Here is a 14,073-nt window from a genome sequence, read left to right on the forward strand (position 1 = left end):
TAGTAGATGGAGGTTTTTATGTTTAAATATAGTTTTCTTATTGTTCTTATCGCTTTTTTACTTATTAACTTTAACGGCCAGGAAAATCAAATTGTAGGAGGCAAAATAAAAAAGGAACGAAGTGAGGTTTTCTTTGGCGAATACGACAGCTTTACGGGCCGCTACTCCCGGAGCATTAAACTCAAAAAAGGCGTAACCTACGCTTTTACGCTATCTAAAAATACCAAAAGCGGAGACCTGTCCCTGTACGTAGAAGATCCAAAACAGACACGATTTTTTGAAATGACTAATAACTCTCTTTATTTAACACCTGAAAAAACGAGGAGATATCGTATTAATTTTGTAGGCTCTGAGCATAAAGGCTCTTTTCAGCTTCACTGGAAAAGCAGTAATCAAAAAGAGAGCGAAAAATTTGTGTAATACCATTTTAGACAACGCTTAAACGAGGAGGAATGGTTTATGATCATTAATCAAGCTGTCCTGTACACCCACTTATTGGACACAATGAAGGATTTTTATGTAAATTCTCTCGATTTTCCATTAACCGCCGCTTCACCGCGTTCTTTTTCCATCAAGGTTGGTGAAAGTGAGCTAACCTTTAAAGAAAGTTCTCTACATACAAAGCCCTTTTACCATTTTGCTTTTAATATTCCAGCAAACCGGTTTATGGAAGCAAAGCAATGGGCTACTCAGAGAGTCTTCCTCAATACAGAAGAGAAGAAAGATGAGATTTATTTTGAAGCATTTGATGCTCATTCCTTTTATTTTGAAGACCCTGCTCATAATATTGTTGAATACATTTCAAGACATTCGGACTGCGCGTCATCCAAGGACCCCTTTTCTTCTAAGTCGCTTTTAAGCATAGGAGAAATCAACTTGACAACTCCTCATGTCCACTCTGTAGGGACACAGCTTATTAACTCCGGTATCACCGTACGTAACAACAGGCTATTAAACGAGACCTTTAACTTTTTAGGAAGCGGCAGTGCGTTTTTTCTTGTAGGGACGCCTAAAAGAAGGTGGTTTTTTTCGAACCGAGACTCTGAAGTTCATCCATTAATGGTAAAAGTCAATCATTCTCTAACGCTTGCGCTCGACGAAGAAGGAATGTTGAAGATTACGCAAGAATGATTGTTTTTTTAATAAAGCCACGTAACAAGCGAACTTGTTACGTGGCTATTTTTGTTCAAAATTCAGCACATACTCCTTCCTATAGGTTTTGTATATAGTTCTCGATGTCCTTTCTGTTCATCAGCATAAAAACCTTGTAATCCTCATCATTTTTAAGCTTTTTAAACCGGTTTCTCATCTTTTTTTTCCGTTCTCGATACGTAGTAAGAATAAACGTAAAAAATGACCAATCTACTTTTTCAGGGCATCCTTTTGCCATATCTTCACGCGTTTTTCTTGCATATACGATTCTCCGCTTTATTACTCGGTACATACAAACGATTAGCGGCAGCTCTAAATAAATAACGGTATCTGCACGCTTCACTCGCAGGTCATAGGAATTGCTGTAGTTCCCGTCGATAATCCAGCTGTCTTTTTTTACAATGTGTTCCTGCAATTCTCTAAAGCTATCATTGTCTCTTTCCGTCCAGCCAGGCTGCCAATACAGGCTGTCTAAATGATATACTTCTAGATCAAGCTTTCCCCCTAATTTCTTGGCAAATGTAGACTTTCCTACTCCTGGAGAAACGCCCATTACCAGTACTCTTTTCATCTTATCACCTTACCTTTTTAAGAAATAAAGCTGATTGAAGAGAAGGGAGCTGTTTATAGCTGACTCGGCGCATTCAGTGTACTCGGAGCGAGCTTCTTTATAAAACGACTTCATGTTAGGATTTTTATTTCCATGATTTTCAGGCAACCTATAAATATTCATTATAAATCCCTATATTCCTTCTTGCTTTGTAGTAAATAGGTTGCTTTTATGAATCGTTTCCTTTACCTTAAATGTGAGTATATAAAAGTAAGGTGAAAAAAATGAATGCATCTATGCTAAAGAGATTTTTACGAAACCTCGGTATTTTTGTTTATATTGTCATTGCAGCTATTAATATTTACTTAACAAGAAATGATTTGGGCGATATGCTTACCCGCCTTGTGCTGCTGACTATTTTACTTCCTTTGTTTTTTAGTTTTGTGTATGCGTTAGGAAAATCACATTTTAAAAGACACGAAGAGCTCGCTGAACAAGAGAAGAAGAAAGAGTAAAAAAAGCCTTTTATCGAGGGGGATTCCCCTTTCTAAAAGGCTTTTTACTTTTTTTCATATAGCTGAACATTAACTACATCAGGATGAACGTGATACTGTTTGGCAACTTGATTTACCATTTGCTGAATTTCCCTTTTCTTATGAGAAGAAAGGTGTTCGCGGGGCAGAAGAACTAGAATTTGAGCTTCCGCATAGTTATTCAGCACCCTAACTTCTTGAAAGCCATGCTGCGTCAAAAAAGCTTTTAACGCTTTTTCAAAGTCTGTGCTTTCTTTTTGAACAACTATAGAAGGCTGATCGTAAGAAAATAGCGAAACCTCTTTCTCTTCAGGCTTGGTATACACCGCCCAAGCAGTTATGAGCACTGTGACAGAAATACCCATATTTAACATCCACCTTTTCATACCACGAACGCTCCTTTTAATTAAGTTTGTTCATGATATGAAAAAATTCGTTCATTCATGCGTTATCTTCCTAGCCAGCCTCCGTCTACAGCAAGTAAGTGCCCATGAATATAGGCAGATGCATCAGATGCTAAAAAGACAACCGCTCCTTTAAAATCATCTGCTTCCCCCCATCTGCCTGCGGGAATACGTTCAATGATTTGTCTGCTGCGCGTTTCATCGTTAATAAGTGCTTCATTCATATCAGTAGCAATATACCCTGGTACAATTCCATTAACATTTACGCCTTTTGCTGCCCATTCATTAGATAAAGCCTTTGTAAGCTGAGCAACTCCGCCTTTTGCTGCAGCATAAGCCGGAACGGTAATACCTCCTTGGTAAGAAAGCAAAGATGCCATATTAATAATTTTTCCGCTTCCTTGTTTAAGCATTTGGCGGCCCGCCTGCTGACATAACAACCATACGGTTTTTAAATTAACATTCATAACAGCATCCCAATCTTCTTCTGCAAAGTCTACAGCGGGTGAACGTCTTTGAATGCCAGCGTTGTTCACTAAAATATCGAGCTTGCCAAAATAAGCAACAACCGATGAGATCGCTTCGCTTACTTCAGAAGCATTTTCTAGATCACAATTAACAATAAAGCATTTTCTTCCGAGACGTTCAATCTCTTCTTTTACTCCAAGAAATTCCTTCGATCGCTGCAGAAGAGCGATATCCGAACCTGCTTCTGCCAAAGCAATCGCCATTGCTCTTCCAATTCCTCTCGTTGCTCCCGTAATCGCTGCTACTTTACCATCTAAAGAAAATAAATCTACTGTCATTGTTCATTCTCCTCTCCGTTTGGTGCAAATAAAACCTTAAGTGATTCATCAGGCCGCTGCATAAACTCAAACCCCGCTTGAAGATCTTCAAGCGGCAGTTTATGAGAAATTAAAGAATCTGCTGCTATTTCACCGTTTGCCAGTAAATCAATAGCCGTCTGAAAATCTTCCCTTGTATAACATCTCGTTGTAGTTAATGAAATTTCTTTAAAGTGCATTGCTGCTAAATCTACTTCTGGAGCGTTTTTATATACGCTCACCACCACAATCTCTCCTTGAATACGGCTTGTTTCAACCATTTGTTTTGCTGTCATTTGATTTCCAGCTACTTCAAATACAACGTCTGCACCGACGTCATTCGTAAGCAAGCGCACTTCTTTTACGACGTCTTTTTTCGTTGCATCAATTGGTATAAAGCCAAGTTCTTTCGCTTTAGTTAAGCGATAAGAACTAATATCTGAGATCATTACTTTTTTTGCTCCTGCTCGTTTCGCAATCATCCCGATCAGCAGTCCAATAGGTCCTGCTCCTAAAATGACAGCTTGGTCTCCTACTTTCAACCGCGAGCGTCGTACTGTATGTACGGCAACTGCTACAGGTTCTGCAAGAGCTGCATGCGCGCTAGACAGTTTCTCTGGCAAGAGGTGAAGGCGGTTCACTGGAACAGCCACGTACTGCGCGAACCCTCCATCTTGATCAATGCCGATTAGTTTTAACTTCTTACAAACGTGAAACTGTCCTCTTACACAGGCTTCACACGTTCTGCAGCTAAGCGTAGGTTCAACTGCTATGCGGTCACCTAAAGAAAATTTCGTTTCCCCTCGGATCTCTTCTATAACTCCGCTGAATTCATGCCCCATAATAAGTGGCGCTTGTGATCTAGGATGTTTTCCAAAATAAATCATCATATCCGTTCCGCAAATTCCAGCATGAGATACCTTTACAAGCGCTTCTCCTTCTTTTATAACCGGTTTCGCTTTTTGCTGCATAACGGCTTTTGTTTCTGAAACGTAGACACCTGCTTTCATTTTTCCATCCCCTTTGTATACTTGTCGACAAGTTAAAGATAAAAAGGTCCAAAAACATTTTGAATCTTTTATCCTTTTTTATGCTTCATTCAAAAGTGAAGCTGTTATCGTATTTCGCGTGTCTTCAAAGTGACGCTTCACTTCATCTTGAATACGTTCTGTATTTTGAGACTTTAATGCTTTAATCATTTCATGATGCTGCTTTATCAGTGGGAGCACAGCTGCTTTATCATCTCGAAATCTTTTTTCAGTAGTAATTAAAAGAGCAGCTAAAATAATTTCACGGATGCTTTCCCACAATTTTAATATCCGTTTGTGGCCTGCTTCGATAATCACGAGCTCATGAAACCGCAAATCTTGATAAGCAAACTCTACATAGTCATCGTATTTAGCTGCCATGTTCATTTGATCAATACTTTGCTCAAGCTTTTTAATAAGCGAATCATGGTTGACTTCAGATAGACGTTCTAAGACAAAATGTTCTAAAAGCAGACGAACATCGTACAGCTCGTTTAAATCCCTAGCTGTTAAACCAATAACAACTGCTCCCATTCGCTGTAAATCAATGAGTCCTTCGTTTGAAAGGGTCCGCAGCGCTTCTCTTATAGGAGATCGACTCGTTCCAAACTCTGCCGAGAGCTGATTTTCCGATAGTATGGTTCCTTTCTTCAGCTCGCCGCTCATAATTTGAATTCTTAATTTGCTTACAACTTGCTCTCCCAGCGAGGCTCCGCGAAGCCATTTTTCCGGGTAGGTTACCTTTTTAATGTGTCATCACTTCCTTAGCCAACTTGTATACAAGTATTCAAGATTTAGTATATAGAGAAGTAATCTGATTGTAAACGTTTTCTTTATAGAATGTATATTTTTACAACTCTTTCTTACACTAAGAACTACTGATAAATAAAAGGTGGGAAGATGAATGAATCAAATTATATTATGGGGGATTCTTGTTATTCCATGGTTTTTACTGCTGCTGCTTGATAAACAGCGTGTTAAACGATTTTTTACTGTAGGGTTATTTGCTGCATTAATGATGACAATCGCCTATCAAGTAGCGGAAAAAATGCACTGGTGGACGGTTCAAGAAAACGTATTTTTTCTTACTAGCATGGGAGCAACGATTTATTGCCTTCATATTGTGATTACGATCTTTGTCTTTTACCTGACGTATCCGGGGTTTATCTTGTACATAATTGTTAACATTATTTTGGATTTGATTCATGGTTATGTTATTGTTCCTTTTCTTGCTAAAATCGGGCTTTATAATCTGTATGATATCAGTCATTTTGGGCTTTTCCTTGTCATGACTACCGTAGCTATTATCCTTTACTTGTTTCAACGGCTGCTTGACTTTATATTTGAGGAAAGTCCTGCATAAAAAGCCACAGCAAACGCTATGGCTTTTTAATCAGTAAAAAAATGGAATAACCGTATCTCCGCGGATCGGTTCAATGGCCGCATGAAACCGAATTCGCAAACTTTTTGACGTTTCGATGTCAGAGGCATCCATGACGTGAAAATGAATGTGGGGTTCGGATGAATTCCCGGAATTTCCACACCTTCCGAGCAGCGTTCCTTTACGAACCACGTCTCCTTTTTTCACAGAAACCGATCCTTTCTTCAAATGCGCAAGCACACTGTATTCTTTTCCTTCATGCTCAATGATGACGTAATTTCCTAAAGGATTTTTTTTATTCGTATGTCCAATTTCATTATCTTCTTGACCATCAACTGCTGTGATAACGACTCCTTCAAGCGGCGCTACAACTTTTTTTCCATAGGCATAGTAATCTTCGTTTTTCATTCCATCATTTTTATAGCTTTGCTTTCCTTTTCGCACGACTAAATCATACGCATACCTTTGTTTTTCGACTGGATGGTGATAGTTCAACACCTCATGCTTTCCTCCCCAATAGACAAACCATTCACTTTGAATCGGCATCGTATATTTGTTTGTACTCCATCGATCTCTCTCTGAAAATGATTCTATAGGAGCAATCACAAGTGCTTGTATAATGTTATGTTCATCAAACATAACGCTGATGAATTTCGTCTGTGTAGAATTTAACCAAATAAACTGCTCAATTTGAGGAGTTAAATAGAGATTTGTTTCTAGTCTGTAGAACTGTTCTCCTTGATTAAACAATTTGCTCTGCTCCAAAAATTGCTGAAGCGAAACTTGACGTTTAAATTCTTCGCTTACACAATCATAAAGTTTCTTAAAATCCCCTTGTGCAAATAAAATTCCAAACTCTTCTCTGATGTTCACTTTTCTCTCTGTATCCATCATTGTAATCCACCCTTTTATATGTATTTCAATTTGTTTGAATTATCTATAAGTAATACGTTTTATGTTATAAAAAGGTTTCATTTTCCAGTTATTCTATCTCAAAATCTTCTTTTATTCCGTATTTACAATTTTCTTAATCCATTTTATACTTATTTTACAAATATTTGAAAGGAGGTGCAGCATGATGAAAATAACGTTAAATAAGAAAATCAAGCTGCGCCGAATAAGTGTTTTTGGCGCTTAGATTTTAAGGAGATTTCACAATGAAAGTAGCATTAGTACGTCATTACAAAGTAAACAAAGGTCTTCCAGAAAACCACCGCTTATCCACTGACGAACTAGTGGCTTGGTTTCAGGAATATGATGAATCAGATATTACGTATGGAGAGACTGATTTGAATAATATCCAATGGAAACGCTGTTTTTCAAGCGATATGCCGCGAGCACACAAAACGGCAAAGCATATTTATAAACAAGAGATCACGCTTCTTCCGGAACTTAGAGAAATACCTATGCCTATTATTCCAGTAAAATTTAAACTTCCTTTTATCCTCTGGGTATTACTGTTTCGCATGTCCGGACTCATCAACAAACAAGCTCGTAAAGATATGGCTGAGACTAAGAGAAAAGTAGCAGCAGTGCTAGATCGCGCCATTTCCGAGTCAGAAGACGATTTGCTGATTGTCAGCCACGGAGGCATTATGAAGTTTATGCGTAAAGAACTTATAAAACGCGGCTTTAAAGGGCCTCGGTTTGATATTGCTGTTAACGGAAAGCTTTATCTTTTTGAAAAGCAATAGAATGAAACTTACTAGAAAAAGTCGCAGAGACTACTCTCTGCGACTTTTTAATAACCATTTTCTTCAATTGTTAATGCTTCACGCAAAGCGATATCTTTTCGGATATTATGAGCGATTTCACGCGTGATTTCTCCTTTTTCATAAAGTTCTTGCACCGTTTCCCGCTCGGTATGAAACGCTTTATAACATAAATCTCTCGTTGCTTTTTTACGTTTGCGTGAATTATACTCCGTACTCTCTTTTCTAAGTCTTGCCATGGATCTATGGTATTCGCTAATAATAGCAAGTGAAATCATTCGATTTTCTTCGTTCATATTTTCTTTAATGACCTTTATCGCTTCTTCAATCATTTGAATACGTACTTTATTCACTTTGCTTCTTCTTCGCAAGCTTTGTTTTCTTAAAGCCTGCTTATTAGGTGAAAAAATTCGGACTAGTAATAATAAAACTTTTTTAAACCTCATCCAGCTCACCAATAATTTGTACCTTACACGATTGGTTACAGCCATTTCAAGCTTGTGCGTATGTTCCAAACAAATATACGCTGTCTCACGGTCTATTTTTTCCTCTTTTAATAGCTTTTCCACCAATTTCCCCTTGGCCTGAAGAGCCAGCAATCGAATTTTTTCCTCGTACTGTTTGTTTTCAGAGGCTTCTAAAGGATGAGTTTTAACGATGATGTTATTAATCGTTGTATTATACGTTGAAATTAACGAAAGGGCTGCTCCACGATTTTCCTCGGTCATTTCTCTTTTTAACCGCTGAATAGCAGCTTTGTGCACTTTAATGCGTGCTTTAACCTCTTTTGTATTGCGCTCAGGCTTCTTCGGCGCCTTTTCTGTTTTCGCAATGAGAGGTAAAAGAATACTTGCCGTAACTAAGGTTAACAATATAACGCCTGCTGCTAGAAAAATAATCAGAGAGCGTTCCGGAAAATCACTGCCGTTATCAAGCGTATATGGGATCGAAAACGCTCCGGCTAACGTAACCGCTCCTCGTACACCTGAAACCGTGATAATGCCAATAGACCGAGGCTCAGGTTTTAGATGCTTGTTATTTTTGTAATACCAGCCTACTGACCATGACACCATCACCCAAATAAATCGTAGTACAAGTAAAAAGACAGTAATAATCAAAATATAAAGAAGCACTTGTCCATTATTAAAGTTTGGATCTTGAATAATTGCTTTCGCCACTTTAGGTATTTGCAGACCAAGCAGTACAAACACCAAGCCATTTAACAAATATAAAATAACCGTCCAAGTACTTTTTGATACTACTTTAAGCTGCTGATTAGGTGATTCCTCTCGGTCACGCTCAATCGCATGTACAATGCCGCCTGCTACAACTGCCAAGATTCCTGATAAATGAAAATGTTCAGCAATGTAGAAGACAACAAATGGAGTTAGAATTTGTATTAACATATGAATCGTAATATCTTCCATTCCTAAACGTCGAACAAGTACACGCAATCTGATAATCAAAAAAGCGATAAATGCTCCTACAAACAAACCGCCCAGCGCTACCCAAAGGAACTGAAATGTAGCATCTACTATCGAAAAGACGCCCGTTACGGTAGCAGCTACTGCTACTTGAAACGCTACCAGACCAGAGGCATCATTCATCAGCCCTTCGCCTTCCAGCAAATGCATAATTCGCTTAGGGAGCTTTACTCGGCTCGCCATAGCTCCAACAGCCACTACATCTGTCGGGGACAAAATAGCAGCTAGTGCAAATGCCGCCGGTAACGGAATGGAAGGAATGAGCCAATTGATTAGATATCCCCCTACTGCCACCGTTACAAAAACCAGTCCCAGCGCTAGTAATAAAATAGGTGTACGAAGCTTCCAAAGAGCAGCTCTTGACACGTTTTTTCCATCATTAAATAATAGCGGGGCAATAAATAAAATAAAAAATAACTCAGGCTCTAAATGTACATCTCCGCCAAATGGTAAGATAGCAAGCCCTGCTCCCAAAGCTATTTGAACTAATGGAACAGGAATAAATGGTACAAAATGATTAATGATATTAGATAGACCAATCAAAGCCAATAAGACTAATATCGTCAGAAAAAATTCCATAAAAACAATCGACTCCTACTTCTATTTACATCCTTTTAAAGGTATCACGTTATCTCTTTTCATTCATTTTATAGTGTTTAGTTTACGCTTTTTGTGCCAAAAAATGTTGTGGGTTATTAAAAAGTGCTCTTTCTTTTCGGTAAGTTTATTTCTGCGGACATTAAGGGAACAGTATACATGATATTCTTTATTTACCATATAAATCAGCTCATCAAACTTTTATAAGGGAGGTGTTCCCTTATCCGTTTCAACGGGGTAAGGAGATAAATTTGGAAACAGTAAATGTCATTTTATTCATCGTATTAATCATATTAACAGCCTTTTTTGTTGCAACGGAATTTGCCGTCATTAGGGTACGGTCGACTAGAATCGACCAGTTAATTGAAGAAGGAAACCGGAACGCTTTAGCAGCAAAAAAAGTAGTATCAAATTTAGATGGTTATCTTTCAGCCACACAGCTGGGCATTACGGTTACCGCACTGGGTCTAGGCTGGATAGGTGAACCTACGGTAGGTCATTTATTAGAGCCGCTTATTGACATGCTTCCTTTTGCTGCATCACTTTCGCATGTCATATCTTTTGTTCTTGCTTTTTCGGTTGTCACATTTTTAAATGTGGTAGCTGGGGAACTTGCGCCCAAAACAGTGGCGATTCAAAAAGCCGAACAAGTGACGCTGTTATTTTCCCGTCCTCTTATTCTTTTTTCTAAGTTACTTTATCCGTTTATTTGGCTTTTAAACCACTCAGCAAGAGGCGTTGTCGGATTATTCGGCCTGAAGCCAGCTTCTGAAAATGAAGTAGCTCATAGTGAAGAAGAACTTAGAATTATTTTATCTGAAAGCTATGAGAGCGGTGAAATTAATCAATCGGAATTTAAGTTCATGAATAATATTTTTGAATTTGATAATCGTACGGCTAAAGAAATCATGGTGCCTCGTACAGAAATTGTTAGCGTATCAGCAGATGAAACGATAGAAGAATTCTTAAAAATGGCTAGAGTAGAGCAATATACTCGCTATCCAGTAGTTGTAGATGGAAACAAAGATCAAGTGGTGGGATTAGTTAATATTAAAGAAATATTAGCGGATTACATAAAAGAAGATGATATTAAACCACGTACCGTGCAAACGTATATGAAACCCATCATTCAAGTCATTGATTCCATCGCCATTTACGACTTATTGCTTAAAATTCAAAAAGACAGAATTCACATGGCCCTCTTAATAGACGAGTACGGAGGAACAACAGGGCTTGTAACGGTAGAAGACATTTTAGAAGAAATTGTTGGTGAAATTCGTGATGAATTTGATGATGATGAAATACCGGACGTACACAAAATTAATGAAAATCACTACGTACTCGATGCGAAGGTGTTGATTGAAGAAGTAAATGACTTACTCGGAACAAATATTGAGCAAGAAGACGTTGATACCATTGGCGGCTGGATGCTGACCGAAAAGTTTGATCTTGCTAAAGGTGACAGCATCACAAACGAAAGTTTTTCATTTAAAGTCATTGATATTGAACATCACCATATTAAACGAATCGAAATAACAAAGGAAAAAAGTACGGATAACAGCTGATTATCCGTACTTTTTTTGATGCTCTTTTTTAAATGTCAAGTACTCTTTATTCTCTCGTACCTCCTTCCATTTTTTCATAAAAATAGCCGCCGATTTTGCTTTTTGTTCATCAATTTGCCGTTCGTTACGCTCTCCGTCTTTGCTGTATTTCTTTCCGCCTTTGTAGTTCGCGTAGCGCCTGGATCGCGTATATCCCATTTGGAGAAATTTCCGGGCCATGTCCATTCCAACAAAATCGCTTTTTTCTTTGTAGGTTAAAAAAAGCTGATAAATGGCGTCCGCCGATTCCTCAGCAATTTCAGGTGTTCGAAAACGCCAATGAGGAAGAATTTCACTTTTATACGGCTCCACAAGGAGAACTCCTTGTTCTCCTTTTCCTACTCTATACTTTTCAGGATGTTTTCTAAAATCGATATGCTCAAAGTCAAGTGAATAATCAAATGCCACGGCTCTCCCCTCCTTTTTGATCTCTACCCCTTACAAATGAATGATAAAACTTTTCTTAAAGAAGTTTTTCACATGCAGATGCGGGTAATAATAGGTGGATAAGTATGACTAACTTTTTTCTCCATGCTAAAAGAAGGCCGAACTTATTAAATCATGATACGGGAGATTTCGTTATGTCAATAAAGCTACAGCAAAACCGAATCAAAGCTAATTTTTGGATTACTCCTTCTTTATATGGAATTGTTGCTTTTGTTTTAGCCACTATTAGTACATTTTTAGATCGATATTTAACAGCTCATAAACAATGGTTAAAATTAGTTCCTTCTGTATTTCTAACGGATAAAGAGCTTGCTCATACTATTTTGAGTTCAGTATCAAATTCCTTATTAACGATGACGACGATTACGTTTTCTTCTGTTTTAGTGGTACTGACTACGTTTGTAGGCCAGTTTTCTCCTAGAACGATTCAAAATTTCAATACAGATGCCAAAACTCAGCGCGTGCTTGGCACTTTTATCGGTGGGTATGTGTACGTGCTTGTACTGCTTATTCAAGTTCGAAGCAATCAAGTCAGCAACACTTTTATTGTTCCTTCACTAGCCATTTTGGTAGCTTTCATTTGTCTAGGTATGTTTGTATTTTTAATTCATCATGTTATTAACTGGATTAAAGTCGGCAACTTAATTTCAAACATTGCCAAAAAAACAATGCTAACCATTGAAGAACGGCAGCTAGAACAGCAAAAATCACCTCAATCAAAAAATGAAGAACAGCTTAATTTTGATAGTGAAAACACGCTGCAAATTAAAAGTAACAAACAAGGATATATTCACTATATTGAACTCAAGCATTTAACTACACTAGCATCTAAATATAATGTTATTGTGAAACTTGAAAAAGCACCCGGTGAGTATGTCGAAGAAGACACACCTCTGCTAAGGGTGATCCATCACGATCAATCATTAGAACACGAAAAATTTCTTCATTGTTTGTTTATTACAAATGATCAAGAGTCGATTCAAGATGTGAAGTTAGGGATTCAAAAGCTGAGTGAAATTGCATTAAGAGCTATTTCACCCGCTATTAATGATCCTGAAACAGCCATTAACTGCATTGAACAGCTCACGCAAGTGTTTATCAAACTTGGAAAAAGCTATTCTTCTTCTCCTTATTATTACGATGAAAAAGGATGCATTCGCGTCATGCTAGAAAAACCTTCTTTTATGGATTATTTGTACAAAGCGTTCTATCAAATTCGTCATTATGGGAAAGAAGATGTTTCCGTGATGTCTGCTGTCATCAAGGCATTAACCGTAATCGCTGAAACAAATCACTCTGCCATCAAAAACGACGTGTGGGTTTTCTCTTCCTATATCGTAGAAGGGCTGCAAAAAGAAGAGTGGCTTAAAATGGACAAAGAGTTTCTTAATCAGCTGCTCAAAAACCTTGCAAAAGCTTGTGGAAAAAAAGGCGCTTCTATGTTGATAGAATAAAAGCCAAAAACGCCGCTCATCAACTGAGCGGCATTTTCTTACGATATAAAGTGCTCTATCTCTTCTCTCTTTTTCACTATTATAAGTTTATCGTTATATGACGTACGAAGGATATGCAAAATTTCAGGTTTACTGTGCTTTTCGAAATCCGCATTCCACTGAAACATAATAAGGTTAGCTCTATTAAAACTTTCATTCACCCATGTATAGTGTACGCCTTCTATAATCCATTCTTTTGAAGCTGCAATATGATGTAAACACTTTTTTCTATCCGCTTCACTTCTTCTTTTATCTCCTTCATATGTTCGTTCCCACATAATATTATCAAGTTCGTAGTGAGGAACTTTTAATTCATGGGATAATAAACGGGCAAGAGCTGTTTTTCCACTTCCAACAGATCCAACGATATGTATTTTTTTACATGAAGCGCTTTGAATACTTCATCTCCTCCTACTTCAAACCTGTTTTTTTACACATATTGTATAATTCACGTTCTTTTTCTCTAATGCAAACGAGAACGTTTTATGCTAGTATTTTATGGTACTTGACTGACAAAAGGAGTGAAATCGCAGTGCCTAAAACCTTTTTTGGAAAACTTACGCTGTTTTGGATTGGACTATTTTTATTGATTACAGGTCTATTTTTTTATTATAAATATACAAACCAAGCGTTTACCGCTGCAGATTTATTCTTTCGCGTCTCTCCTCCTTTAGCTGCTATTGGCTTCCTTTTAAGCGCAGCCGGACTATATGAAGAACGAGGAAAAAACAAGCTAATTCCTCTCCTTGTACTCGGCATTAGTTTTGTCATGCTTTGCCAAGCAGGCTATCATTTTATACATATGCATACCCCCCCGCCGCGTCCCTGACTTTGTCTCATTCTCATTTATAAAAAAGCTCTTCG

16 protein-coding genes are annotated in these 14,073 nt (G+C 37.9%); 8 read left to right on the forward strand and 8 right to left on the reverse strand.

The features are described 5' to 3' along the window. Positions 1 to 18 precede the first annotated feature (18 nt). Both AC0KUU_RS17575 and AC0KUU_RS17580 read left to right on the forward strand, forming a co-directional pair. A complete protein-coding gene (locus AC0KUU_RS17575; protein ID WP_028408992.1) occupies positions 19 to 420 on the forward strand; it encodes a hypothetical protein in 402 nt (133 codons plus the stop codon). 39 nt (positions 421 to 459) lie between these two features. Further along, positions 460 to 1,131, forward strand: a complete 672-nt coding sequence (locus AC0KUU_RS17580; protein ID WP_043981605.1) for a glyoxalase — start codon at positions 460 to 462, stop codon at positions 1,129 to 1,131. A 79-nt stretch (positions 1,132 to 1,210) separates the two neighbouring features. Here the strand turns inward: AC0KUU_RS17580 and AC0KUU_RS17585 are convergent, their stop codons facing one another. Next, a complete protein-coding gene (locus AC0KUU_RS17585; protein WP_322552185.1) occupies positions 1,211 to 1,723 on the reverse strand; it encodes a P-loop NTPase family protein in 513 nt (170 codons plus the stop codon). A 263-nt stretch (positions 1,724 to 1,986) separates the two neighbouring features. Between AC0KUU_RS17585 and AC0KUU_RS17590 the strand changes: the two genes are divergently transcribed. Continuing rightward, positions 1,987 to 2,217, forward strand: a complete 231-nt coding sequence (locus AC0KUU_RS17590; protein ID WP_322552186.1) for a hypothetical protein — start codon at positions 1,987 to 1,989, stop codon at positions 2,215 to 2,217. Between the two features lie 44 nt (positions 2,218 to 2,261). Here AC0KUU_RS17590 and AC0KUU_RS17595 read toward each other — a convergent pair whose 3' ends face one another. The 4 genes from AC0KUU_RS17595 to AC0KUU_RS17610 all read right to left on the reverse strand — a co-directional run bounded on the left by AC0KUU_RS17595 (position 2,262) and on the right by AC0KUU_RS17610 (position 5,196). Beyond that, positions 2,262 to 2,621: a hypothetical protein gene (locus tag AC0KUU_RS17595; protein ID WP_043981602.1), complete on the reverse strand. Its 360-nt coding sequence runs from the start codon at positions 2,619 to 2,621 to the stop codon at positions 2,262 to 2,264. A 62-nt stretch (positions 2,622 to 2,683) separates the two neighbouring features. Continuing rightward, entirely contained in the window at positions 2,684 to 3,445 is a 762-nt protein-coding gene (locus AC0KUU_RS17600) for a glucose 1-dehydrogenase (protein WP_097825108.1), read from the reverse strand. Beyond that, positions 3,442 to 4,473, reverse strand: a complete 1,032-nt coding sequence (locus tag AC0KUU_RS17605) for a zinc-dependent alcohol dehydrogenase (RefSeq protein WP_165575000.1) — start codon at positions 4,471 to 4,473, stop codon at positions 3,442 to 3,444. The genes AC0KUU_RS17600 and AC0KUU_RS17605 overlap by 4 nt, the downstream gene beginning before the upstream one ends. Before the next feature lie 78 nt (positions 4,474 to 4,551). Then, positions 4,552 to 5,196, reverse strand: a complete 645-nt coding sequence (locus AC0KUU_RS17610) for a GntR family transcriptional regulator (RefSeq protein WP_272911147.1) — start codon at positions 5,194 to 5,196, stop codon at positions 4,552 to 4,554. A gap of 199 nt (positions 5,197 to 5,395) precedes the next feature. On the opposite strand from AC0KUU_RS17610, the gene AC0KUU_RS17615 reads away from it, so the two are divergent. Further along, entirely contained in the window at positions 5,396 to 5,854 is a 459-nt protein-coding gene (locus tag AC0KUU_RS17615; protein WP_013057518.1) for a hypothetical protein, read from the forward strand. 30 nt (positions 5,855 to 5,884) lie between these two features. Here the strand turns inward: AC0KUU_RS17615 and AC0KUU_RS17620 are convergent, their stop codons facing one another. Beyond that, positions 5,885 to 6,766, reverse strand: coding sequence for a M23 family metallopeptidase (locus tag AC0KUU_RS17620; RefSeq protein ID WP_162214457.1), 882 nt, complete (start codon positions 6,764 to 6,766; stop codon positions 5,885 to 5,887). Positions 6,767 to 7,029: 263 nt separating this feature from the next. Between AC0KUU_RS17620 and AC0KUU_RS17625 the strand changes: the two genes are divergently transcribed. Continuing rightward, positions 7,030 to 7,566 (forward strand): histidine phosphatase family protein, encoded by a 537-nt coding sequence (locus AC0KUU_RS17625; protein WP_013083645.1) that lies wholly within the window; start codon positions 7,030 to 7,032, stop codon positions 7,564 to 7,566. A gap of 47 nt (positions 7,567 to 7,613) precedes the next feature. Here the strand turns inward: AC0KUU_RS17625 and AC0KUU_RS17630 are convergent, their stop codons facing one another. Further along, positions 7,614 to 9,647: a Na+/H+ antiporter gene (locus AC0KUU_RS17630; RefSeq protein WP_043981597.1), complete on the reverse strand. Its 2,034-nt coding sequence runs from the start codon at positions 9,645 to 9,647 to the stop codon at positions 7,614 to 7,616. A gap of 269 nt (positions 9,648 to 9,916) precedes the next feature. Between AC0KUU_RS17630 and AC0KUU_RS17635 the strand changes: the two genes are divergently transcribed. Further along, entirely contained in the window at positions 9,917 to 11,230 is a 1,314-nt protein-coding gene (locus tag AC0KUU_RS17635; RefSeq protein WP_165574999.1) for a hemolysin family protein, read from the forward strand. Here the strand turns inward: AC0KUU_RS17635 and AC0KUU_RS17640 are convergent, their stop codons facing one another. Beyond that, on the reverse strand, positions 11,231 to 11,677 hold the full coding sequence (locus AC0KUU_RS17640) for a DUF4385 domain-containing protein (protein ID WP_013083648.1): 447 nt from the start codon (positions 11,675 to 11,677) through the stop codon (positions 11,231 to 11,233). Between the two features lie 104 nt (positions 11,678 to 11,781). Here AC0KUU_RS17640 and AC0KUU_RS17645 point away from each other — a divergent pair, with 104 nt between their 5' ends. Both AC0KUU_RS17645 and AC0KUU_RS17650 read left to right on the forward strand, forming a co-directional pair. Next, positions 11,782 to 13,170 (forward strand): DUF2254 domain-containing protein, encoded by a 1,389-nt coding sequence (locus tag AC0KUU_RS17645; RefSeq protein WP_322552187.1) that lies wholly within the window; start codon positions 11,782 to 11,784, stop codon positions 13,168 to 13,170. A 571-nt stretch (positions 13,171 to 13,741) separates the two neighbouring features. After that, the gene (locus AC0KUU_RS17650) at positions 13,742 to 14,038 is read left to right on the forward strand and encodes a hypothetical protein (protein WP_165574998.1); all 297 of its coding nucleotides are present in this window, start codon (positions 13,742 to 13,744) and stop codon (positions 14,036 to 14,038) included. The last annotated feature ends 35 nt before the right edge of the window (positions 14,039 to 14,073 follow it).

The organism is Priestia sp. ST2 (assembly GCF_055810735.1).

Coding starts and splice junctions, on each gene's coding strand:
- AC0KUU_RS17575 (WP_028408992.1), top strand. CDS start 19: ATGTTTAAATATAGTTTTCTTATTGTTCTTATCGCTTTTTTACTTATT.
- AC0KUU_RS17580 (WP_043981605.1), top strand. CDS start 460: ATGATCATTAATCAAGCTGTCCTGTACACCCACTTATTGGACACAATG.
- AC0KUU_RS17585 (WP_322552185.1), bottom strand. CDS start 1,723: ATGAAAAGAGTACTGGTAATGGGCGTTTCTCCAGGAGTAGGAAAGTCT.
- AC0KUU_RS17590 (WP_322552186.1), top strand. CDS start 1,987: ATGAATGCATCTATGCTAAAGAGATTTTTACGAAACCTCGGTATTTTT.
- AC0KUU_RS17595 (WP_043981602.1), bottom strand. CDS start 2,621: ATGAAAAGGTGGATGTTAAATATGGGTATTTCTGTCACAGTGCTCATA.
- AC0KUU_RS17600 (WP_097825108.1), bottom strand. CDS start 3,445: ATGACAGTAGATTTATTTTCTTTAGATGGTAAAGTAGCAGCGATTACG.
- AC0KUU_RS17605 (WP_165575000.1), bottom strand. CDS start 4,473: ATGAAAGCAGGTGTCTACGTTTCAGAAACAAAAGCCGTTATGCAGCAA.
- AC0KUU_RS17615 (WP_013057518.1), top strand. CDS start 5,396: ATGAATCAAATTATATTATGGGGGATTCTTGTTATTCCATGGTTTTTA.
- AC0KUU_RS17620 (WP_162214457.1), bottom strand. CDS start 6,766: ATGATGGATACAGAGAGAAAAGTGAACATCAGAGAAGAGTTTGGAATT.
- AC0KUU_RS17625 (WP_013083645.1), top strand. CDS start 7,030: ATGAAAGTAGCATTAGTACGTCATTACAAAGTAAACAAAGGTCTTCCA.
- AC0KUU_RS17630 (WP_043981597.1), bottom strand. CDS start 9,647: ATGGAATTTTTTCTGACGATATTAGTCTTATTGGCTTTGATTGGTCTA.
- AC0KUU_RS17645 (WP_322552187.1), top strand. CDS start 11,782: ATGACTAACTTTTTTCTCCATGCTAAAAGAAGGCCGAACTTATTAAAT.